This window comes from Tabrizicola caldifontis (genome assembly GCF_004762095.1).
GTDB lineage: Bacteria > Pseudomonadota > Alphaproteobacteria > Rhodobacterales > Rhodobacteraceae > Tabrizicola > Tabrizicola caldifontis.
The window spans coordinates 20,542-43,006 of sequence record NZ_SIJH01000019.1; the positions used below are offsets into that span (position 1 = coordinate 20,542).

General features: G+C 65.9%; 20 protein-coding genes and 1 tRNA gene. 7 read left to right on the forward strand and 14 right to left on the reverse strand.

The genetic code is table 11. The features are described from left to right. The first annotated feature begins 151 nt into the window (after positions 1–151). Positions 152–2,689, forward strand: a complete 2,538-nt coding sequence (gene mgtA, locus EYB42_RS15195; RefSeq protein WP_205910001.1) for a magnesium-translocating P-type ATPase — start codon at positions 152–154, stop codon at positions 2,687–2,689. Positions 2,690–2,760: 71 nt separating this feature from the next. On the opposite strand, the gene uvrB is transcribed toward mgtA, so the two are convergent. Further along, on the reverse strand, positions 2,761–4,944 hold the full coding sequence (gene uvrB, locus EYB42_RS15200; protein ID WP_135450980.1) for an excinuclease ABC subunit UvrB: 2,184 nt from the start codon (positions 4,942–4,944) through the stop codon (positions 2,761–2,763). A 135-nt stretch (positions 4,945–5,079) separates the two neighbouring features. On the opposite strand from uvrB, the gene EYB42_RS15205 reads away from it, so the two are divergent. The 4 genes from EYB42_RS15205 (at position 5,080) to EYB42_RS15220 (ending at position 7,047) form a co-directional block, all read left to right on the forward strand. After that, entirely contained in the window at positions 5,080–5,937 is an 858-nt protein-coding gene (locus tag EYB42_RS15205; protein ID WP_240784208.1) for a class I SAM-dependent methyltransferase, read from the forward strand. Positions 5,938–6,162: 225 nt separating this feature from the next. Next, the gene (locus EYB42_RS15210; protein WP_135450982.1) at positions 6,163–6,474 is read left to right on the forward strand and encodes an ETC complex I subunit; all 312 of its coding nucleotides are present in this window, start codon (positions 6,163–6,165) and stop codon (positions 6,472–6,474) included. Beyond that, positions 6,475–6,939, forward strand: coding sequence for a GNAT family N-acetyltransferase (locus EYB42_RS15215; protein WP_135450983.1), 465 nt, complete (start codon positions 6,475–6,477; stop codon positions 6,937–6,939). 31 nt (positions 6,940–6,970) lie between these two features. Then, positions 6,971–7,047, forward strand: a tRNA-Arg gene (locus tag EYB42_RS15220). Between the two features lie 68 nt (positions 7,048–7,115). Here the strand turns inward: EYB42_RS15220 and EYB42_RS15225 are convergent. The 13 genes from EYB42_RS15225 to EYB42_RS15285 all read right to left on the reverse strand — a co-directional run bounded on the left by EYB42_RS15225 (position 7,116) and on the right by EYB42_RS15285 (position 20,312). Further along, positions 7,116–8,354: a mandelate racemase/muconate lactonizing enzyme family protein gene (locus tag EYB42_RS15225; RefSeq protein WP_135450984.1), complete on the reverse strand. Its 1,239-nt coding sequence runs from the start codon at positions 8,352–8,354 to the stop codon at positions 7,116–7,118. Between the two features lie 206 nt (positions 8,355–8,560). Then, complete coding sequence (locus EYB42_RS15230; RefSeq protein WP_135450985.1) at positions 8,561–9,271, reverse strand: alpha/beta fold hydrolase; 711 nt, start codon at positions 9,269–9,271, stop codon at positions 8,561–8,563. After that, positions 9,264–10,037, reverse strand: a complete 774-nt coding sequence (locus tag EYB42_RS15235; protein WP_240784210.1) for an alpha/beta fold hydrolase — start codon at positions 10,035–10,037, stop codon at positions 9,264–9,266. The genes EYB42_RS15230 and EYB42_RS15235 overlap by 8 nt, the downstream gene beginning before the upstream one ends. After that, the gene (locus tag EYB42_RS15240) at positions 10,037–11,005 is read right to left on the reverse strand and encodes a threonine ammonia-lyase (protein ID WP_135450987.1); all 969 of its coding nucleotides are present in this window, start codon (positions 11,003–11,005) and stop codon (positions 10,037–10,039) included. Before EYB42_RS15240 ends, EYB42_RS15235 begins: the two co-directional genes overlap by 1 nt. Beyond that, positions 11,002–11,832, reverse strand: coding sequence for an alpha/beta fold hydrolase (locus EYB42_RS15245; RefSeq protein ID WP_135450988.1), 831 nt, complete (start codon positions 11,830–11,832; stop codon positions 11,002–11,004). Before EYB42_RS15245 ends, EYB42_RS15240 begins: the two co-directional genes overlap by 4 nt. 216 nt (positions 11,833–12,048) lie before the next feature. Beyond that, entirely contained in the window at positions 12,049–12,741 is a 693-nt protein-coding gene (locus EYB42_RS15250; protein WP_135451002.1) for an EI24 domain-containing protein, read from the reverse strand. Continuing rightward, positions 12,741–13,319 carry a nitroreductase family protein gene (locus tag EYB42_RS15255; RefSeq protein ID WP_135450989.1) on the reverse strand — a complete coding sequence of 193 codons (579 nt, stop codon included), beginning with the start codon at positions 13,317–13,319 and terminating at the stop codon, positions 12,741–12,743. Before EYB42_RS15255 ends, EYB42_RS15250 begins: the two co-directional genes overlap by 1 nt. A gap of 188 nt (positions 13,320–13,507) precedes the next feature. Next, the gene (locus EYB42_RS15260) at positions 13,508–14,611 is read right to left on the reverse strand and encodes a class II histone deacetylase (RefSeq protein WP_135450990.1); all 1,104 of its coding nucleotides are present in this window, start codon (positions 14,609–14,611) and stop codon (positions 13,508–13,510) included. 58 nt (positions 14,612–14,669) lie between these two features. After that, positions 14,670–16,058, reverse strand: coding sequence for a glutamine synthetase family protein (locus EYB42_RS15265; RefSeq protein ID WP_135450991.1), 1,389 nt, complete (start codon positions 16,056–16,058; stop codon positions 14,670–14,672). Between the two features lie 2 nt (positions 16,059–16,060). Continuing rightward, positions 16,061–17,434: an aspartate aminotransferase family protein gene (locus tag EYB42_RS15270; RefSeq protein ID WP_135450992.1), complete on the reverse strand. Its 1,374-nt coding sequence runs from the start codon at positions 17,432–17,434 to the stop codon at positions 16,061–16,063. A gap of 135 nt (positions 17,435–17,569) precedes the next feature. Beyond that, complete coding sequence (locus EYB42_RS15275; RefSeq protein WP_135450993.1) at positions 17,570–18,733, reverse strand: alpha-hydroxy acid oxidase; 1,164 nt, start codon at positions 18,731–18,733, stop codon at positions 17,570–17,572. A gap of 154 nt (positions 18,734–18,887) precedes the next feature. After that, positions 18,888–19,679, reverse strand: a complete 792-nt coding sequence (gene trpA, locus EYB42_RS15280; RefSeq protein ID WP_135450994.1) for a tryptophan synthase subunit alpha — start codon at positions 19,677–19,679, stop codon at positions 18,888–18,890. A 69-nt stretch (positions 19,680–19,748) separates the two neighbouring features. Then, positions 19,749–20,312, reverse strand: coding sequence for a TetR family transcriptional regulator (locus EYB42_RS15285; RefSeq protein ID WP_135450995.1), 564 nt, complete (start codon positions 20,310–20,312; stop codon positions 19,749–19,751). A gap of 48 nt (positions 20,313–20,360) precedes the next feature. Here EYB42_RS15285 and EYB42_RS15290 point away from each other — a divergent pair, with 48 nt between their 5' ends. Beyond that, a complete protein-coding gene (locus tag EYB42_RS15290) occupies positions 20,361–20,888 on the forward strand; it encodes a dihydrofolate reductase family protein (protein WP_135450996.1) in 528 nt (175 codons plus the stop codon). Between the two features lie 64 nt (positions 20,889–20,952). Then, on the forward strand, positions 20,953–22,050 hold the full coding sequence (gene ychF, locus EYB42_RS15295; RefSeq protein WP_135450997.1) for a redox-regulated ATPase YchF: 1,098 nt from the start codon (positions 20,953–20,955) through the stop codon (positions 22,048–22,050). Positions 22,051–22,465: the final 415 nt, after the last annotated feature.

A 22,465-nucleotide genomic window follows, 5' to 3' on the forward strand; every position in this document is an offset into this window, starting at 1 on the left:
CATCCAGATCCGGCCACGGACGGAAGCGCAGGGCAAGGCAAAGGGAGCCGAGACATGGACGCCCGCCCCCATCCTGGCCTGCGCAGAGCCTTGAGTGACCGGCGGCCCCGGCATGCTGCGGGCAATGGGTCGAGGGCCGGGGGGTTCTGCCATGGCTGAGGTTCCGGCTGCCTGGTGGTCATGCCCCGCCTCCGACCTGTTTGAGGCGCTGGGATCGGATTCAGCGGGTCTAGACAGCGTCGAAGCCGCAAGGCGGCTGGAAGAGGCGGGGACGAACCTTGTTTCCGCGCACCGGCGGACTGGATGGGCGGGCCTGCTGCTGCGGCAATACGAAAGCCCGCTGGTCCTGATCCTGATCTTCGCAGCCCTCGTCTCGGCGGTCGTGCAGGAATGGACCGAAGCCGCCATCATCCTGGGTATCGTCGCGGGCAGCACGCTGCTGAGCTTTGCGCAGGAATACCGTGCCGCCCGCGCCGTCGAGGCGCTGCAGGCCCGCCTCGCCCTGACCGTCACCGTGCTGCGCGATGGCAAGCGGGTCGAGCTTCCAGCGCAGGACGTGGTGCCCGGCGACATCGTGCTTCTGTCGGCAGGCGACCTGATACCGGCGGATGGCGTGATCATCGAGGCGCGGGATTTTCTGGTCAGCCAGGCCTCGCTGACCGGAGAATCCTTTCCGGTAGAAAAGCGCCCGGCGCCAACACCACCCGAAGCGCCGCTGGCCGAGCGGACGAACGCCGGCTTCATGGGAACATCAGTCCGCAGCGGCACTGCACGCATGCTGGTTGTCGTCACGGGCAGGGCCACGGCCTACGGCGACATCGCCAAACGGATGAGCCAGCGTGACCCGGAAACCGAATTCGAACGCGGCTTGCGGCAGTTCGGCACGCTTCTGATGCGGGTCATGATGATCATCACGATTTTCGTGCTGACGGCAAACCTGCTGCTGGACCGCCCGGTGATCGACAGCCTGCTTTTTGCCGTTGCACTTGCCGTCGGCCTGACGCCTGAACTTCTGCCCGCCATCGTCAGCGTCACCATGGCCACGGGAGCGCGGCGCATGGCGAAAGACGGGGTTCTGGTGCGCCGATCGGCGGCGATCGAAAACCTGGGAACCGCGGATATCCTGTGCTCTGACAAAACCGGTACGTTGACCAGCGGCCAGATGGCGCTGACTGCGGCAACTGACCCGCTGGGGCAGGAGTCGGACGCCGTATTCCGCCTGGCCCTGATCAATGCCCATTTCGAGACCGGAATCGAGAACCCTCTGGATGAGGCGATGGTGGCCGCGGCCCCGGCCCGAGGCGTGGCCCTGCCCGACAATCCGAAGGTGGACGAGATTCCTTACGATTTCCTGCGCAAGCGGCTGACCATCGTGGTCGATCTGCCGGGCGAGGAAGCCCATCTGGTCGTCACCAAGGGATCCTTCGATACGGTTCTCGACTGCTGCGATACGATCGAAACGCCCGAAGGCACCCTGCCGCTTGACACGGCCCAGCGGGCCCGCCTGGCCGATCTGGTCGCCGACCAGGGGGCGGAAGGGATCCGCGTGCTTGGCCTGGCCTACCGGCGGCTTCCACCAAAGGCGCGCTACGAAGTTGACGACGAAGCCGGAATGACTTTTGCCGGCTTTCTTCTGTTCTCGGATCCGCTGAAGCCGGGAATCGAAAGAACCCTTGTGGATCTGGCCAACCTGGGCGTTTCGGTGAAGATCATCACGGGCGACAACCGGCATGTGGCCGAACACGTCGCCCGCGCAGTGGGGCTGCAACCCGTCGTCATCACCGGGCCCGAACTGGTGGCCGCGCGGGACGAGGCGTTGTGGCACCTGGCCGAAGAATGCAACGTCTTTGCCGAGGCAGACCCGCAGCAAAAGGAAAGAATCGTCCGCGCCCTGCAAACGCGCGGCCATTCGGTGGCCTACATGGGCGATGGCATCAACGACGCCCCGGCGCTGCGACAGGCAGACGTCGGCATCTCGGTCGAGGATGCGGTCGATGTCGCCAGGGAAAGCGCCGACATCGTTCTGCTGGCACCCGACCTGGACATCCTGCGCCGGGGTATCGTCGATGGCCGCCGGACCTTTGCAAACACTCTGAAATACATCCGCATCACCACCAGTGCGAATTTCGGCAACATGATCAGCATGGCGCTGGGCACGCTGTTCCTGCCTTTCCTGCCCCTGACAGCGGCGCAGATCCTGCTGAACAACTTCATGTCCGACATCCCATCGCTGGCAGTGGCCAGTGACCAGGTCGATGCCGAAACCGTGGCACATGCGCCGCGTTGGGACCTGCGGTCGATCCGCAGTTACATGATCGTCTTCGGATTGATCAGCACGCTGTTCGACCTTGTGACCTTCGTCGTCCTCATCCGCGTCTTCGGCGCCGACCAGACCCTGTTCCAGAGCACCTGGTTCGTAGTCTCGCTGTTGACCGAGCTGGCTGTCGTCATGGTCCTGCGGACGCGCCGGGTGTTCTGGTCCAGCCGCCCCAGCCCGCTGCTGCTGCTGGCCACCATGATCATCGCCGTGCTTGGATTGTGCCTGCCCATGATGGGCGCCGTGGCGGGGCTTTTCGGAATGGCGCCCCTGCCTGTCCCGGTGCTGGCCACGGCGATCGGAATTGTGGTGCTGTACATCGCAACCACCGAAATCCTGAAGCTGGCCTTCTATTCAAGGCACGCAGACTGACCGCTGGCGGAAGTGGCGGACAGCCTTCCGGGCCGGCAGACCGCAACCCATGACGCAGCGTACGCCGGACCTCAGCGACCGCCACGGCTGCGCTTTCCGCCGCGCTGGCCTGCCCGTCCGGCGGTGGACCGACCACTGCGCTTCACGGCCTCTTCCACCGCCTCCTCGATCACCTCCTGCCGGGCAAAGGGATCGTCGGCGATGGCCAGTTCCACCGCTTCCAGCCGCTTGATCTCGTCGCGCAGCCGCGCGGCCTCCTCGAACTCCAGGTTCTCGGCCGCCTTGCGCATCTGGGTGCGCAGCGCGTCGAGGTGGGCTGCCAGGTTCTGGCCGACCATCGGCTTTTCCACCTTTGTCGTGATCCGGGTCTGGTCCGTGTCGCCCTGCCAGAGGCCCGCCAGCACGTCCTCGACGTTCTTTTTCACCGTCTCGGGCGTGATCCCGTGCGCCAGGTTGTAGGCCATCTGCTTTTCGCGGCGCCGGTTGGTTTCAGCCAGTGCCCGTTCCATGCTGCCGGTGATTCGGTCGGCATACATGATGACCCGGCCTTCCGCGTTCCGTGCGGCGCGGCCGATGGTCTGGATGAGGCTCGTCTCGGACCGCAGGAAGCCTTCCTTGTCCGCATCCAGGATCGCCACGAGGCCGCATTCCGGGATGTCCAGCCCCTCGCGCAGCAGGTTGATACCCACCAGAACGTCAAAGGCCCCCAGCCTCAGGTCGCGCAGGATCTCGATGCGTTCGATCGTGTCGATGTCGGAATGCATGTAGCGCACCCGTATGCCCTGTTCGTGCAGGTAATCCGTCAGGTCCTCGGCCATGCGCTTGGTCAGCACCGTGACAAGGGTCCGCAGGCCGCGGGCCGAGACCTTGCGGATCTCGTCCAGAAGATCGTCCACCTGCATCTCGACGGGGCGGATTTCGACCACGGGGTCCAGAAGGCCCGTGGGGCGGATCACCTGTTCGGTGAAGACACCGCCGGTCTGTTCCAGCTCCCAGGCGGCGGGGGTGGCCGAGACGAAGATCGACTGCGGGCGCATCGCGTCCCATTCCTCGAACTTCAGCGGGCGGTTGTCCATGCAGGAAGGCAGCCGGAAGCCGTGTTCGGCCAGCGTGAACTTGCGCCGGAAGTCGCCGCGATACATGCCGCCGATCTGCGGCACGCTGACGTGGCTTTCGTCGGCAAAGACGATGGCGTTGTCGGGGATGAATTCGAACAGGGTCGGCGGCGGCTCGCCCGGCGCGCGCCCGGTGAGGTAGCGGGAATAGTTCTCGATCCCCGCGCAGGACCCTGTCGCCTCCAGCATCTCGAGGTCGAAGTTGGTGCGCTGTTCCAGCCGTTGCGCTTCCAGCAGCTTGCCCTCGGACTGCAACTGCTTGAGCCGGTGGAACAACTCCTCCCTGATCCCCTTGATCGCCTGTTGCAACGTCGGGCGCGGGGTGACGTAGTGGCTGTTGGCGTAGATGCGGATCTGCTTGAAGCTGTCGGTCCTGGCACCGGTGAGCGGGTCGAATTCGGTGATCGCCTCCAGCTCTTCGCCAAAGAAGCTGAACCGCCAGGCGCGGTCCTCGAGGTGGGCCGGCCAGACCTCCAGGCTGTCGCCCCGCACCCGGAAGGCGCCGCGCTGGAAGGCGCCGTCCAGCCGGCGATACTGCTGCGCCACCAGATCGGCCATCACCTTGCGCTGGTCATAAAGCTGGCCGACGATCAGATCCTGCGTCATCGCCGAATAGGTCTCGACCGAGCCGATGCCGTAGATGCAGCTGACCGAGGCGACGATGATCACGTCGTCGCGCTCCAGAAGCGCCCGGGTCGCCGAATGGCGCATCCGGTCGATCTGTTCGTTGATCTGGCTTTCCTTCTCGATATAGGTGTCGGTCCGCGGCACATAGGCCTCGGGCTGGTAGTAGTCGTAGTAGGAAACGAAGTATTCCACCGCGTTGTCGGGGAAGAAGCCCTTGAATTCCCCGTATAATTGCGCGGCAAGCGTCTTGTTGGGCGCCAGGATGATCGCCGGGCGCTGGGTGGCCTCGATCACCTTGGCCATGGTAAAGGTCTTGCCGGTGCCGGTCGCACCCAGAAGCACCTGGTTGCGTTCGCCCGACAGGATGCCCTTGGTCAACTCGGCAATCGCGGTCGGCTGGTCACCCGCCGGCTGGAAGGGCGTCTGCATGACGAAACGGCGGCCGCCCTCCAGCTTGGGCTTCGTCAGGACATCCGGGCGCTCGGTGATCGCGTTGGAATTGTTGTGCGGCATGCTGCGAGCCTTTCCGGGGGAAGTCACGGGACGCAACAGATTTGATCCGTTCTTGTTCCCGGACAAGCGCCAATCCGAAGGCCAAGGTTGCCCAGGGAAGGTCAAGCCGCTAAGGCAGACCGGAAGAGGTGCTTGATGGCAGAAAAGATCGACTCGCGCGCGGTGGGGCTTGATGTGGGGCTGGCCTTCATCCGCTGGCTGACCGGGGCCGAAAACCTGCACTACGGGTTTTGGACGGGCCTTGACGTCACCGCCGGCAACCTGAAGGCCGCGCAGGAGGCCTATACGGCCAAGCTGTTCGGTTATCTTCCCGAAGGTCGCTTGCGCATTCTGGATATCGGCGGCGGCGCGGGCGAAACGGCACGAAAGCTGATTGATCTGGGACATGAGGTGCAGATCGTCGTGCCCTCTGCCTTTCTAGCCCAGCGCTGCCGCAAGAACGCGCCGGGTGCTGTGGTGCATGAATGCACATTTGAAGACTTCACAGGCACGGGACCGTTCGACCTGTGCCTGTTTTCCGAAAGCTTTCAGTACATTCCGCTGGCCGAAAGTCTGCCGAAGTGCGCCGCCCTGCTGGCACCGGGCGGGCAGGTGCTTGTCGCCGACTGTTTCCGCACCGAGGCCTACAAGGGCCGGCAGGCGCATGGCCCGCAGCCGGGCGGTGGCCATCCTCTGGCTGCCTTTCGTGAGGCGCTGAACCGTTCTGCCTTCCGTGTGGCGGCCGAGGAGGACATCACCGACGCTGTCGCCCCTTCGATCGACCTGGAACAGCAGTTGTTCAACGTGATCGGGCACGCCGTGACCAGGGTCTCGGACGAGATCCGCGCGAAGAAGCCTGCCGCGCACTGGACACTGGGCCGCTTCATCGGCCTGTTCCTGTCGAAGAAGCGCCGGGCGAACCTGATGCGACGCCTGACCGGAACCGACCGCAACGCCCAGGCATTCAGACGGTTCAATCGCTATCTGATCCTGCGGCTGGAGCAGACGGCATAGGCTGCAGATCAACTTTTGGTTATTTTCTGCCCCGCGCGACATCCCACGGTTGCAACATCGCCCGGGGTCGGGCAACCTGACACGGCAAGCAGCAACTGAAGCTGCCGGTTGGCCCCTTTCCACACACCACCCACACTCCCCGGGGCCGACCGGCAGCCCTTTGCGGACCCTTGCGCTTTCCGCGAAGCTTGGGAATAACGGGGGCCATCTGCCGGAGGACCGAAAATGCGTGCCCGCATCTACCAGCCCGCCAAGACCGCGATGCAGTCGGGGACCGCCAAGACCCATCAATGGGTACTGGAATTCGCGCCCGCCACGGCGCGCGAGGTCGATCCTCTGATGGGCTGGACCTCGTCAGGCGACACTCAGACCCAGGTGCGGCTGCGTTTCGACACCCGCGAGGCGGCCCTGTCCTATGCAGCCGAACACGGAATCGAAGCCGACGTGGTGGACCCCAAGCCGCGCAAGCCTGTGATCCGTCCGCGCGGCTATGGTGAAAACTTCGCCACCGACCGCCGGGGTGCCTGGACGCATTGAATGCCCGCCATTATCGCCGAGGAACACCCGCTGACCCCCGACCTCGCGCTGCTTTTCGAGCGGCATACGGCGGACATGCATGCAGATACGCCGCCTGAATCGATCCACATGATGGACAAGGGCGCACTTGCCGCACCGGGGATCCGGTTCTTCGTGCTGCGCGAGGATGGCGTTCCGCTGGCCATGGGAGCCTTCAAGCGGATTGACGCGACGCACGCAGAGATCAAATCGATGCATGTGCTGGCCGAAGCCCGGGGCCGCGGCTTGTCGAAGGCGATGCTCGACCATCTGATCGCCGAGGCCAGGAAAGACGGTTTCACCCGTCTTAGCCTTGAAACCGGAGTGCAGCCGACCTTCGTGGCTGCCCGCGCGCTTTATGCCTGGGCGGGGTTCATCGAATGCCCGCCCTTCGAGGGCTATTGGGACGATCCGAATTCGATATTCATGACGAAGGTGCTTGCCTGATCCCTTGCCATGCCGCAAAAGGGCGCGGCGCGGGCTCATAGCTCAACTGGATAGAGCAAGGACCTTCTAAGTCCGAGGTTGAGGGTTCGAGTCCTTCTGGGCCCGCCACTTTCCCGCAGGCCGCCGCCGTCGAGGGCATCAAGCCCCCTCCGCCGGCAGTGCCATAAGATGGATGGTCAGGTCGGCGATGAAGGCGCCCCGCCCTCGAAGCGGTTGCCGTGGCGATAGTCGCAGGGCGCTTCCTGCATCTGCAGATGCAGGCCCGTGCCGGTGAAGGGATGGGCGCGGGCCACCTCCTCGTCGAACTCGATCCCCAGCCCCGGGGCCTCGGGCGGCAGGATGTAGCCGTCCTCCCAGCGGATCGAGTTGCGGATCAGCTTCTGGTGGAAGGTGCCGCCGGTTTCGATCGTCTCGGCGATGAGAAGGTTCGGTATCGAGGCCGACAGGTGGATGTTGGCCGCCCATTCGACAGGGCCGGCGTAAAGGTGCGGTGCCATCTGGGCGTTGAAGACCTCGGCCATGGCGGCGATCTTCTTCGCCTCCCAGATCCCGCCGACCCGGCCCAGCGCCGGTTGCAGGATCTTGACGCCACCGGCGCGCAGGAGGGTGCCGAATTCCGCCTTGGTGGTCAGCCGTTCGCCGGTGGCCAGCGGCACGCGGACCGATTTCGCCACCTCGGCGAATTCCAGCAGGTTGTCGGGCGGGATCGGCTCTTCGTACCAGAGCGGGTTGTAGGGTTCCAGCTCCCGCCCCAGCCGGATCGCACCGGGCGTGGAGAACTGGCCATGCGTCCCGAACAGAAGGTCCACCCGGTCGCCCACCGCCGCGCGGATCGCCTTGCAGAAGGCGACCGACCGGGTGATGTCCGACATCGCCGGTTCGTGCCCGCCGCGGATCGTGTAGGGCCCGGCCGGGTCGAACTTCACCGCGGTGAAGCCCGCGTTCATGAACCGCACCGCGGCCTCGGCGGCGGCGTCGGGATCGACCCAGAATTCAGCCGATTCCTTCCCGGGCTCGGGGTAAAGGTAGGTATAGCTGCGGATCCGGTCGTTCATCCGCCCGCCTAGCAGTGCCCAGACCGGGCGATTGCGCGCCTTGCCCAGGATGTCCCAGCAGGCGATCTCCAACCCCGCGAAGGCGCCCATCACCGTTGGGTCGGGGCGCTGGGTGAAGCCCGCCGAATAGGCGCGGCGGAACATCAGTTCGATGTTTTCCGGGTTCTCGCCCTGCATGTGGCGTTCGAACACGTCCTCGATCACGGCGCGCATCGCCTTCGGTCCGACGGTCGAGGCGTAGCATTCGCCATAGCCAACGATGCCGCTGTCGGTGATCAGCTTCGGGAAGATCCAATAGCGCCCGCCCCAGCCGGGAAAGGGCGGGGCAACTACGAAGATTTCAAGATCCCTCAGTCTCATGCGCACACCCCTGCCTGACCCGCATTGCCCCGGGACATGACACATACCGCCCGTGGCCCCCGGCTTGCTGTCCGGAAGGCTAGGGAAGGACGATCCACCCCGCCGTTCTGAAAGCGACAGAAATGCGTCGCCAGCGATTGGGCCCGAGAGGATCGACCGTGCGTGACCCTTGCGGTTTGCGCCCGCAAGGGCTGAGGCCTGTCATGTCAGCCAACCGGATCCGTGATGGAGCCTGCGATTTCCGCCAGCAATGCGGCCAGCCGTCCCGGCATCGACAGAAATGGCGAATGCCCCGACTGCAGCCTGTGGATGCAGCCTGCCGGCAGGATTGCAGCCATGCGCGCCTGATATTCAGGCGGTATGGTCTGATCACTTTCGCAAATGATGTAATGCCTTGGCATCAGCTGCGTCGACCGTGGCCAGAGCGGCGTCTGCTGCGGCAGCACGGGCTGCGGGCAGAGGCGGGCAACGGCATCGGCCGCGACATCGTCGCTGCAGTCCTGGTAGAAAGCCGCCGGGGCAAGGCCCGGATCGATGGTGAAGCTCTGCCTGTCCTCGGCCATCCGTATGGCCGGCAGCAGGGGCTGCGAGGGGCCGGCGCGCCGCATGTCGGCAAGGGTCTGGCCCGCAAATGGAAGATAGGCGCACAGGTAGACCAGGCCTGCAAAGCGCGAGGGATCGGTCTCGGCCGCCGCGGTGATGGCGTAGCCTCCGGCCGAGTGGCCGACCAGAACCGTGCCGGGTGTAGCGGCGGCAAGGATGGCTTGCGCATAGGCATCAAGCGTCGTGGGGCTGCCGTCCCGGCCGGGCAGGTCGATGGCGCGGGCCCCGACGCCAAGTCTGGCAAGTTCGGGCAGCAGCCTGTCGAAGCACCAGGCTCCATGGCAGGTGCCGTGAACCAGAAGCAGGTCAGACATGTCCGATCCGGGTCAGAAAGCCGAGCAGCACCTGGGCAAAGGGGTCAGGCTGGCTGAGCATCGACAGGTGGCTGCCCCCGCGCAACAGTTGAAAGGAAGAACCTGCGATAAGCTCGGCAAGTTCGCGCTGCATGTCGGGCGGTGTCTTGCGGTCGTCACCGCCGGCAAGCACCAGCGTTGGCAGGGTCAGCGTGGCAGTCGTCTGGTATAGATCGGCCGTCGCCACGGCTGCGGCGAGGCCCTGCCAGCCCTCTGGTCGCGTGTCGGAAAGCATCGCGCGCGCGGGCTCGACCACCGGAGAGGTGCGCCAGCGCGGCCCCAGCAGGGCTGCACATTCGGCATCAAGGTCAGGGCCGACCGAGCGCAAGCGGGCGATCCGGGCCTGCCAGGTTGCGGGCGTGGCAAAACGGGTGGCTGACCCTGTCAGCACCAGGGCACGCACAAGGTCGAGGCGCTTCACGGCCAGACCCTGGGCCAGTAGCCCCCCCTCCCCCGCACCCAGCACGACCGCATCCCTGATGGCAAAGTGGTCCATCAGCCGTTCGACATCGCGGATCAGCATGCCTAGGGTGTACGGCGGCGCGGGGCTGTCCGACAGACCGTGACCGCGCAGGTCCAGCCATAATGTACGTGTCGGCAGATGCGGCAGCAGCCCGTCCCAGAGCCGCCGATCCAGGCCGAGGCCGTGGATAAGCACAAGCGGCGGGGCGTTTTCTGGCCCGGTCAGTTCGGCATTCAGCCGCAGATCGTTCAGCCAGACCAGCATCAGGCGAACCGCTTCAGCGCCATGGCAAAGACGGCAGGATCGACATTTCCGCCAGTGGCGACCGCGATCACCGTCTCTGACAGGTCTGGCTGGAAAAGGGCCGCAGCCAGAGCGACGGCGCCACCGGGCTCCAGGACGATGTGCAGATGGGCAAAGGCCAGCGCCATCGCTTGCAGCGCCTGCTCGTCGCTGACGACCAGACCGGGGCCGGCCAGGCGGGAAAGGATCGGCAGGGTCAGCGCGCCGGGCGCAGGTGTGAGGATCGCATCGCAGAGCGATCCGCCCGCGGTCGGGTTCCGCTGACGCCGGCCGGTGGACAGCGACCGCGCCATGTCATCGAAGCCGTCGGGTTCCACGGTCCGCACCCGCAGCTCAGGCGCCCGAGCTTCAAACGCCAGTGCAATGCCGGACGCAAGGCCCCCGCCCCCGCAACAGACCAGCACATCGGCCCCGGCAAGACCGGCCTCGGCCGCCTGCTCGGCGATTTCCAGCCCAACAGTGCCCTGCCCGGCAATCACCTGCGGGTCATCAAACGGCTTGATCAGGGCAAGACCACGCTCGGCTGCAATGGCGGCACCCAGCGCGTCGCGATCTTCGCGGGCGCGGTCGTAGAGCACGACCTCCGCGCCATAAGCGCGGGTGTTGCCGATCTTCACGGCAGGGGCGTCTGCAGGCATCAGGATCACGCAGGGGCTGCACAGACATGCCGCCGCGCGCGCAACCCCCTGGGCGTGGTTTCCCGAGGAATCGGCGATCACCCCGCGTGCCCGCGCCCTGCTGTCCAGCGCGGACAGGGCGGCCCAGCCGCCCCTTGCCTTGAAACTACCGGTCACCTGCAGGCACTCGGCCTTCACAAACACCTTGCGACCGGCAATCCGGTCAAGCAGCGGGGCGTGCAGAAGCGGTGTGCGCCGGATGTGGCCGGCAAGGCGTTCAGCCGCGGCGTCGATCAGCGCGATGTCGGTCATTGCAGGCTTGCCACGAACGACCGGATAAGGGCTACCGCCTCCGGTTCGTCGAGGAAGGGAATATGCGCGCGGCCCGGCACCTCGGCAAACATCATGTCGGGGCGGCGGGCGCGCATCTTGCGGACCGTCGCGGCGGTGAGAAGGTCGGAATTCGCGCCGCGGATCAGCGCAAGCGGCAACCCTGCAAGCGCATCGAAAAGGGGCCACAGGTCGGCGGGCGGACCGTCGAAGGCGGCAAGGAACGCGTCGCGCAGCGCAGGATCGTAGGTGATGCGCAGGCCTTCCGGCGTTTCGATGGCATGCTTGCGCGCCTCGGCCAGCCATCTGGTCATCGGCACCCCGTCGAAGCCCGGGGTCTGGGCCAGACGCTCGGCAAGGCCCTGAAAGGTCTTGCCGGCAGGATTGCGACCGACGTAGTCAAATATCCGCAGCAGCCCTTCGCGGGCGATCTCGGGTCCGACATCGTTGAGGCAAAGTCCCAGAACCCGATCGGATGCCACCGCGCCTAGCAGCATTCCGATCAACCCGCCGCGCGAGGTTCCCAGGATCGCCGCCCTTGCCACGCCCAGGTGGTCAAGCAGCGCCTGCACGTCCTTCGCCTCCTGCTCGACAGAATAGGTCGCGGCACCGGTCCAGTCGCTGGCACCCCTGCCCCGGTAGTCCATCCGGATAAGCCGCAGGGGCGGCAGGTGCGGGATCAGGTAGTCGAAATCGGCCATCGACCGGGTAAGGCCCGGCAGGCACAGCAGCGGCAGGCCCTCGCCTTCATCCCGGAAGGCAAGGCGCGCCCCGTCTGCAGCTTGGAAGTGCTGGATTGCGTCGGTCATCGGGCGAAACTGGCACAGACGGCGCACGGGGGAAAGGGGCAGCGCGGCCATGGCCAAGACCGCCCAACGCCCACCGCTGGACCCGCAGGCTCACCAGGGCTCGGCAGCCAGGGGGTGAACTTTCACGAGGATGGTCACCCCCAACGGCATCTGGCTGCGATCACCAGACTTCAGCTTTGGGCGAGCAAGGCTGAAAACCCTGCTCGGAACCCAAGGTTACCGCCCGTCGGAGACCATGCGATGGAACAGATGCGTGAAGGTCGCCACGCCTAGAACCGGGATCACGAGGTTGAGGATCGGGATCGACAGCGGTGCGGCCATCAGGGTGCCGGCGATCCAGATCCTGATCCCGTTGCGCCGCCGCATTGCCCGGACCTCGGCCACCGGCAGGCGGCGCAGCGCGACCAGGGTGAAATATTCGCGGCCCAGCAGAAAGCCGTTCACGACCCAGAACAGGACCGGCACGAAGGGCCCTGCCAGCGGATAGGCGAAGATCGCCACCACATTCACCGCGATCAAGATTCCGAGGAAGTTCACCGACTGGCGCAGCGCCTCGCCCCAGCCGGGCGCCAGGGCGGGCGGCAGTTGCGGGTAATGCCGGTCTTCGACGGCCTGGGCCACGTCTTCCAGGAACAGCCCGCTGAAGGCCGCGGCGACCGGCACCATCAGAAAGATCGACAGCCCCAGCATGACCAACAGCGAGGTCCATCCCAGAAGTGTCTCGATCCCGGTCACCGGGCCGACGAACGGTACCTCGACGCTGTCCGGGGTCAGCCACCAGATGACCTGCAGGAACCCCGCATAGACTGCCACGAGAAGCGCCAGCGCCAGCAGGATACCAAGCAGCACCACCCGGCGGAAACGCTTGTCGCCCAGCTGCCCCACCGCACGCAGGAAGGAGGAGAGGATCACGCCTCGACCCATGTCACGATACGCCCGAGATCGGGACGGGGGCGGTCCGGGCCATCCGCGGGCGGGGTGCCGATATGGACGATCCCTGCAACGGTTTCCCCTTCGACGCAGCCGAAGGCGCGGGCCGCGAAGACGGGGTCGTGCGCCGGCCAGCCAGTCAGCCAGCAGGCCCCCCAGCCCGCGGCCTCGGCTGCATTGACGATGCCGAAGCACAGCGCGGCAGCGGACATCAGCTGTTCCACTGCCGGGATCTTGGGCGAAGGTCTAGGCGATGAGATCACCACCACGGCCAGCTTGCCAAGGTCATACTGGCCGCGACCCTTGGCCACCATCTCGGCATCACCGCCCAGTTCCCCCGCCCGTTCTTCGGCCAGATTGGCCAGCCGCGCGAAGGCTGCCCCCCGCAGCACGATCAGTCGCCAGGGTTCAAGCTTGCCATGATCGGGGACGCGTGTGGCGGCGGTCAGGATTTCGGTCAGCTGGTCACGATCCGGGACCGGATAGGTGAACAGCTTCGCCGGCCGTGAGCGGCGGGCTTTCAGAAAGGCAAGGGCTGCATCGTTGCGGGTGGGCATGGCGGTCCTGTCGGTTCGCATCGCGCCGGAGCCTAGCCTGGACCATTGGGGGATGCCAGAACCTGCACCCGTTCGGCAAGGCCGGGTCCGCGGCTCGTCGATGATGGCGTCAGTCCTCGCGTCGGGCCCGACGAAGGGTTGCAGTTGCACAAGCGGGCGTTAGGCACGCAAATCGGTATTCCGCGCAATCAGACCCCTAAGGCGCCGGCAGCGTCTTCGATCCACCCGCGCGCAAAGGCATCGAAGCGGGCGTCGGGCTGGCGTTTCTCCAGCACCGGCGCAAGAGGATCGGGGGCACTGACGGGGGCGGCGCTCAGTTCTTCCAGCACGGCGTGGCCACAGAACGGGACATAGACCTCGGAATAGCCGCCCTCATGTACCAGAACCAGCCGCCCGTCGCACAGCGCCGCTGCGGCCTGCATCATCTGGCGGGTCATCAGACGGAAGGTTTCGGCCGTGCAAAGCATCCGGCCCAGCGGATCGACCGCCGCCGCATCGAAGCCGCAAGCGACAATGAGCACCTCGGGCCTGAAACGATGCAGGGCGGGAAGGACCACCCGCTCCATCGCAAAGAGATAGGCGGCATGGCCGCAGCCGGGAGGCAGCGGCAGGTTGATGTTGCTGCCGGGTGCTTCCGGACCTCCCGTCGCCTCGATGCCGCCGGTGTCCAAGGGGTAGTTCCGATCCTGATGCAGGCTGATCGTCAGCACGTCCGGGTCGTTCCAGAAGATGGCCTCGGTCCCGTTGCCGTGATGCACATCCCAGTCGACAACCGCGACACGACGCACAAGCCCTTCGGCCTGCGCTGCCCGGATCGCCACCGCGATGTTGTTCAGCAGGCAGAAACCATTTGGGAAATCGGCGGTACAATGATGCCCCGGCGGGCGCGAGAGCGCATAGGCATTGGCGACCTCGCCCCGCAGGACCGCCCGCAACGCCGCCTTGGCCAGACCCGCCGACAGGGCCGCGATCTCATACCCGCCCTTGCCGAAGGGCGTGCGCAGGCCCAGCTCTCCCCCGCCCGCATCCGACAGTTCCCTGAAGGCCGCAAGATAGCTTTCGGGGTGAACACGCAGCAGGTCGGCGTCGCTGGCCGGACCGGCGCTGCGCATGTCGAGGTGGTGGCAAAGGCCTGTCACATCAACCAGGTTCTTCAGCCGCCGCTTGGTTTCGGGGTTTTCCGGCAGACCGCCGGGCATCGGCTGGACCAGGCCGCCGACCGGAAGGGTAAAGGCATAGTTGCCGCCGCCATGCCAGAAGCAGCGTTCATCGGTGTAAAAGGCGGTCGTCATTGCCAAGCTCTCCCGGGGTGGCAGGCAGCCTAGCCGGCTGGACGCCGGATGGCCAGCGTCAGACCGTGTGCAGGTAGAGGTCGAAATCGACTTCGCTGACTGTGCGCATCACACGCTGGTATTCCGCCGCCTTGATCGCTGTGAAGGTGCGGTGCATGTCCTCGCCCAGGGCGTCCCTCAGGAAAGCCGACCGTTTCGCCGCCTCGATCGCCGACTTCCAGTCGGCCGGAATCTCGGCGCTGCTTTCGTCCTCATAGCCGTTGCCGGTGGTTTCGGGGCCGGGGTCGATCCTGTTCGTCAGCCCGTGACGGATGCCGGCCAACACGGTTGCGGCCACCAGATAGGGGTTGGCATCAACCCCGGCCGGGCGATGCTCGATCCGCCGGGCCCTGATGTCGCCTGCCGGGATGCGCAGGGCGACCGAACGGTTGTTGACCCCCCAGGTCGGGCTGACCGGCGCGTAGGACTGGTTCGCGAACCGGCGCCAGGAGTTCGCATGAGGCGCGAAGACCAGCATGCTTTCGCCCATGGTGCTTTTCAGCCCGCCCAGCGCGTGCAGGATCGTCGGGTTCCACTTGCCCTCTTCCGCTTCCACGAAGACGTTCTTCCCTGCGTCATCCAGCAGTGAGACGTGGAAATGCATCCCGGAACCGGCGTAGTTCTCGTTCGGCTTGGCCATGAAGCAGGCGACGACGCCATGCGCCCGTGCCTGCGCCCGGACGATGCGCTTCAGCCGCATCAGGTCGTCGGCGGCCTGCATCACATCGGTGCGGTAGTGCAGCGTCAGTTCATACTGCCCGGGGGCATATTCCGAGATCAGTGTTTCGGCCTTGATCCCCGCCTTCTCGGCCCCGGCGTAGATGTCGCTGAAAAGGGGCAGCATTCCATGCAGGTGATCGACCGAATAGACCTCGGTCTTGCGGCTGACCCGGCCATCCAGAACGTCGCGGGCGGGTTGCATCTTGCCGTCGGGGCCGCGTTCGGGGTCAAGCAGGAAGAATTCCAGTTCGAAGGCCCCGGCCGGATGCAGCCCTTCGGACGCCAGCGCATCGACCTGACGTTGCAGGGCGTGGCGCGGGTCCGAGGTCATCGGCGCGCCGTCGAGGGTGTACATCGACATGAACACCTCACCGCGCGGGGGCTGGGTGTTGTGCAGGGCCTTCAGCGTGCCCGGAATCGGCCAGGCGCGCAGGTCGCCGTCGCCCTGGTCCCAGATCAGACCCGTTTCGTGCACGTCCTCGCCGCAGATGTCCAAGCCGAGGATGGAAATCGGCAGATGGCGGCCATTGTTGTAAAAGGACAAAAGCTCATGCCGCCGGATGATCTTGCCGCGCCCGATCCCGTTGGCATCGTGCAGGATAATGTCAAAGGCCTCGATTTCGGGATGGGCTTCGAGAAAGGCTTCCGCCTCGGCGGGGGTCGAGCCGGAGGGGCTGGTCGTGGTCATGGTCAGGCTGCCTGGAAAAGATCGGAGAGGATGGCGTCGAAGCTGGCGATCAGGCGATCGACCTGGGCCTTCTTCGTCGCGGGGCTGATCAGCATCATGTTGTGGAAGGGCGCGATCAGCGTGCCCCGGTTGATCAGCGCGGTGTGGATCGCGGCCTCTACCTGCGGCTGGTGGGCGAGGGCGGCTTCGGTCCCGTTGCGCAGAGGGCCGGGGGCGCAGATGAATTCCACCCGCGCGCCGACGCGGACCACATGCCAGGGCGCGCCGTGCCGCTCGATCGCCTTGCGCAGACCGGCGGAGAGGCGTTCGGCCAGTTTCTCCATATGCGCATAGTTTTCGGGCGTCATCACCTCGGCGAGGGTCGCGACGAGGCAGGCGAACTGCATCGGGTTGGCGGAGAGGGTCGTGCCCATGCCGGTGCGGCCGGGCTCGCGTCGGGCGTCGGCCTCATGGTAGCGTTTCGCGGTTTCCTCGGTCAGGCCCCAGACGGCGGTGGGCATGCCGCCGGCCACGCATTTGCCGACGACGAAGATGTCTGGGCGCAGCGAGTGGACGCGGGTATAGCCACCGAGGCCGGACGAGATGGTATGCGTCTCGTCCATGATGAGGAGCGCGCCGTATTTCAGCGCGAGCTGCCGCAGCCCGTCGTGGAAGCCCGCGTGCGGCAGGACCATGCAGGAATTGGTCATCACCGGCTCGGTCAGGATAGCGGCGACGTCGCCCTTGGCCAGCGCGGCCTCGACCCCGGCAAGGTCGTTGAATTCGCAGGCGACGGCGGTCTGCGACAGGTCGTTGACCTGGCCGAGGAGCCCCGGCGCGTTCACCGTGCGGCCGTTTTCCAGCACGACGAAGGTGTCGTCCACCGTGCCGTGGTAGCAGCCGTTGAACACCAGCACCTTGGGCTTGCCCGTGATGGCCCTCGCCACGCGCAGGGCAAAGCGGTTGGCATCGGTTGCGGTGGTGGCGATCTGCCAGCGGAAGGATCCGAACCGTTCGGTCAGAAGGCGCCCGGCCTCAAGCGCGGTCTCGGTCGGCAGCATGTAGGTCAGGCCGCGGCGGGCCTGGTGGCGGATGGCTTTCGCCACGGGCGGCGGCGAATGGCCAAACATCGACCCGGTGTCGCCGAGACAGAAATCATCGAGCGTGATGCCGTCGATGTCCTCGATCCGCGCGCCATGGGCCTTTTCGACCAGCGGCAGGTGCGGCATGGGCCAGTCGGACATCCAGTGCATCGGCACGCCGCCGAGGAAATGCCCCGCTCCCTTCGCAAGGGCCTTGGCGGCCTTCGGTCGGGCCTTGGCATAGGCCGCCGCCTCGCGCGCGGCAAAGGCGGCAAGGCGGTCCTGCGGGATTCCTGCGATCAGGGTGTCGGGCATGGGCGTCGTCTCTCGGATACTGCCCGTATATGCGACAGAATTTGATCAAAAAGCAAGCGGCGGCTCGTCCTGCATCTGCGACGCGCCCTCGCAGCGGCCGCGAGCGGTCGCAAGGCCGCCGACGACCTGTATCCGTCAGGCCCAGCGGCCCTCGAAATCTTCGGGCACCAGCAGGTTGTGCCGCCCCATGTCCTTCACATCGCGTTCGCCGCACAGGGCCATGGTGATGTCCATCTCCTTGCGGATTACCTCCAGCGCCGTGGTCACACCAGCCTCACCCATTGCGCCGAGGCCGTGGATATAGGCCCGGCCGATCATGGTGCCCTTCGCGCCCAATGACAGGGCCTTCAGCACATCCTGGCCCGAGCGGATGCCCGAATCCAGCCATACCTCGGTCTGGTCCCCGATTGCCCGGACAATCGACGGCAGCATTCGGATCGAGCTCAGTGCCCCGTCCAGCTGCCGTCCGCCGTGGTTCGACACCACGACGGCATCGGCCCCGGCATCTGCGGCCATCCTCGCATCCTCGGGGTCGAGAACGCCCTTCAGTATGAACTTGCCCTTCCACTGGTCACGGATGCGGGCAACCTTCTTCCAGTCGAGCTTCGGATCGAACTGTTCGTTCGCCCAGGCTGTCAGGTCGGCAAGGCTGGTGACGTTCTTCACATGGCCGACAATGTTTCGGAACTGCCGCCGCGGTGTCTTCAGCATGTTCCACGACCACCGCGGCTTTGTCGCCATGTTGATCAGGTTCGGAATGGTCGGCCGCGGCGGGCTGGTCAGCCCATTCTTCAGATCCTTGTGCCGCTGGCCGAGGATCTGAAGGTCCAGCGTCAGCACCAGCGCGCTGCACCTCGCGGCACGGGCACGTTCGATGACGCCGTCCACGAAATCCTCGTCCTTCATCACATAAAGCTGGAACCAGAACGGGTCGGGGCTGTGGGCGGCCACGTCCTCGATGGAACAGATCGACATGGTGGAAAGCGTAAAGGGAACGCCGAATTTCGCAGCCGCGCGCGCGGCGTGGATCTCGCCGTCGGGGTACTGCATCCCGGTCGAGCCCACTGGGGCCAGAGCCACCGGAATCGTCACCTTCTGCCCGGCCATCGTGCTTTCCAGAACGCGGCCCGACAGGTCGCGCGCCACGCGCTGGCGGAAGCGCAGCAACGCAAAGTCGGTAGTATTCTCGCGAAAGGTCTGTTCGGTGTAACTGCCGCTTTCGCAGTAATCCCAGAACATCTTCGGCGTGCGCTTCCTGTGCAGGCGCTTCAGATCCTCGATGCAGGTGATGACGGGCATGGGCGCGGTCCCTCGCGGCGGATTGGTAAGCTTGTGTTACCAATGCCGCAGGGTCACGTCCATCCTTTCGGCACGGGCGAGGAAAGGCGTGCAACGGGGTTCATCACCGGCGGCGGGCCCGATCCCATGGTGGACGCCGGCGCCGCGCGGCGTGTCAGGCCGAATGCGCCCCATCCGACAGGGCCTTGACGCGGGCCAGCACCTCGGGAACCGGCACGCCGGCACCGATGTCCTTCACGATGGCCGAGCCTACGACACAGCCGTCGGCGACGGAAGCGATGGCCTTCGCGGCCTCGGGCGTGGTGATGCCGAAACCAACGATCACCGGCAGGTCGGTAGAGCGCTTGATCCGCGCGACCTCGGGGGCGACATCCGCCGCCTGCGCCGCCGCTGCCCCCGTAATCCCGGTGATCGAGACATAATAGACGAAACCGCTGGTGTTCTGCAGCACCTTGGGCAGGCGCTTGTCATCGGTGGTGGGCGTGGCAAGGCGGATGAAGTTGATGCCGGCCTTCTGGGCCGGGATGCACAGTTCGTCGTCCTCCTCTGGCGGCAGGTCAACGACAATCAGGCCGTCTATCCCGGCTGCCACCGCCTCGTGCAGGAAGCGGGCGACGCCGCGGGAATAGATGGGGTTGTAGTAACCCATCAGCACGATCGGCGTGGTCTTGTCCGCCTCGCGGAAGGCGCGCACCATGGCCAGCACCTTGTCCAGCTTCATCCCGCCTTCCAGCGCGCGCTGCCCCGCAGCCTGGATCGTCGGGCCATCGGCCATGGGGTCGGTGAAGGGCATACCCAGTTCGATGATGTCCACCCCAGCCCCAGGCAAGCCCTTCATCACCGCCAGAGAAGTCGCCTGATCGGGGTCACCACCCATGATGTAGGCGACGAAGGCCTTCTTCCCCTCGGCCTTCAGCCGCGCGAAGGTATCGTCGATCCGTGTCATGGCATCCCCCGGTAAACCCGGTTCCATCTGCCATGCGCAGGCGGGGGAAATCAATGGGTGCCGGGCACCCTATCGCAGGCCCACTGCGCGAAACCAGGCGCCAAGCGCGGCCTGGACATAATCAGCCGCTGTCCCCTGCCGCGTGAAGGCCCACCAGATCAGCGCCCCCTGCCAGACCTGCAGCATCTGCCAGCCAAGGCCCAGGCCGACTTCTGGCGCAGGGTCAAGCCGGCGCCCCAGGGCCGCCGCCAGCCGCTCGCCCCAGGCCTTGCCGCGGGCTCGCAGCACCGGGTTGCGGAAATCCTCGCGCAGCAGGAGAAGGCCCTCGGTCACATCCGTTTCCGCCTGATCCAGAGGCATCAGGGCTGCCAGAAGATCCATCGCACCCTCTGCCCCTTCAGCCGCCCCGGCATCCGCCGCATCGGTCGCCGCGTCCAGCCGGTCCCATGCTCGCAGCAGGACCGCCTCGATCATCGCCTCGCGGCTGCGGAACCGCTGCACCAGCGTGGCCGGAGACACCCCCGCTGCCGCCCCGGCCAGCGCAAGGGTCAACCCGTCCGGCCCATGCCGGACAAGTGCGGGCATCAGCCGGTCAAGCAGGTCGCCGTCGGAAACGCTCTTGTGTCTTGCCATGGGCGAAAATATTAAATGTGCGTTTATTTATTTTCAAGAGGGAATCGCATGGCGCGCATCCTCGGTTACATCGCGGCCAGTCTGGACGGGTTCGTCGCTGCCGCGGATGACAGCCTAGACTGGCTTTTCGCCTACAACGACATGGACCTGGGCGAGCACGGCTACGACCGGTTCCTGAAGCGCATCCGGACCGTAGTCATGGGCCGCGCAACCTACGATTTCCTTGAAAGGACCAGGGCCCCCTGGCCCTATGCCGCGCAGCGCGCCTTCGTGGTAACCTCGCGCCCGATCCCTGCCCCACTCGGCCCGCTGGAAACCCGCAGCGATGTGGACGCGCTGATCGCCGAGTTGCGCGCCCTGGACGACGGTGATGTCTGGATGGTCGGCGGCGGACAGTTGCAGATGGCCTTTCTGGAACGCGGCGCCGTGGACGAGATCGAGATCTACGTCATCCCCGAACTGATCGGCGGCGGCCCGCCGCTCTTTCCGCCGACCGGCCTGCGCGCCAGCCCCCGGCTGATCAGCGCCAAGGCATTGGATCGCGGCTGCGTGCGGCTGCACTATGCGCTGACCTGACGCCCAAGCTTGATCCTGTCGCGCCTCGCCCGTAGAAGGCGCGCTGTCGCCAATGGAGGGCATGATGGGTTTCAAGATGGGCATCGTCGGGCTGCCGAACGTGGGCAAGTCCACGCTCTTCAACGCGCTGACCCGCACGGCGGCAGCGCAGGCGGCGAACTTTCCCTTCTGCACGATCGAACCCAACGTGGGCGAGGTGGCCGTCCCCGATGCCCGGCTGGAGAAACTTGCCGCGATTGCCGGGTCGAAGCAGATCATCCCGGCGCGGATGACCTTCGTGGATATCGCGGGTCTCGTGCGCGGCGCTTCGAAAGGCGAAGGGCTGGGCAACCAGTTTCTGGCCAACATCCGCGAATGCGATGCCATCGCCCATGTGCTGCGCTGCTTCGAGGACAGTGACATCACCCATGTCGAGGGCCGGATCGACCCGGTCGCTGACGCCGAAACCATCGAGACCGAGCTCATGCTGGCAGACCTCGAGTCGATCGAACGCCGCCGGGCGAACCTGGCGCGCAAGCTGAAGGGCGGCGACAAGGAGGCGGCCGACCAGGACCGGCTTCTGGCCCAGGCCCAGCAGGCGCTGGAGGCCGGCCGGCCGGCCCGCACGGTCAAGGTTGCCGAGGATGACCGCAAGGCCTGGCGCATGCTCCAGCTTCTGACTGCCAAGCCCGTGCTTTACGTCTGCAACGTCGAGGAAGCCAGCGCCGCCACCGGCAACGCGCAGTCGGCCCGCGTGGCAGAAATGGCGGCAAGACAGGGCGCCGGAACGGTGGTGATCTCGGCCCGGATCGAAGAGGAACTTGCCCAGTTGCCGGAAGACGAGGCCGCGCTGTTCCTGCAGGAGATGGGTCTCGCCGAGCCCGGCCTCGACCGGCTGATCCGTGCGGGTTACGCGCTGCTCGGCCTGCAGACCTATTTCACCGTCGGCCCGAAGGAGGCGCGCGCCTGGACGATCCCCAAGGGGACGCTTGCCCCGCAGGCGGCCGGCGTGATCCACGGCGACTTCGAAAAGGGCTTCATACGCGCCGAGACCATCGCCTACGACGACTACATCGCCGGAAATGGCGAGGCAGGCGCCAAGGAAGCCGGCAAGTTCCGCGTGGAAGGCAAAACCTACGAGGTCCAGGACGGCGATGTCCTGCACTTCCTGTTCAACGGCTGATCCACAAACCTGACGTCTGCCCATGGGCAGGATCTGACAGGCGATCCGGGCCGCAGATATGCCGACGTTCCAAGGGATGGCTTTCCCGCAGCCGGATTTGCGGTCTGGGACAACCTTTCCCTTGCCGACAGGATGATCGGCTCTTTGTTTGAAATGCGGATCAGCCGCAGGCAGCGGCCTGCAAAGGCGGTGGGCCTGCCGGGCGCCGCGACTTTTCTGCGCACCCGTACATGGAAGCGCATCACATGCGGCGGGACAGGCGGACCTAAAGGCGCCTTATTCCTGTTTCTTCCGAATGCCGATGACCCGACCCTCGGCGCACCGGCCACGCTTTACCACCTGGGCCATCGGTTGGGTTTGCGTCCCTGTGGAACCGGATCGGGCGTAGGGGCAATGTCAGCCAGAACCTGCCTGA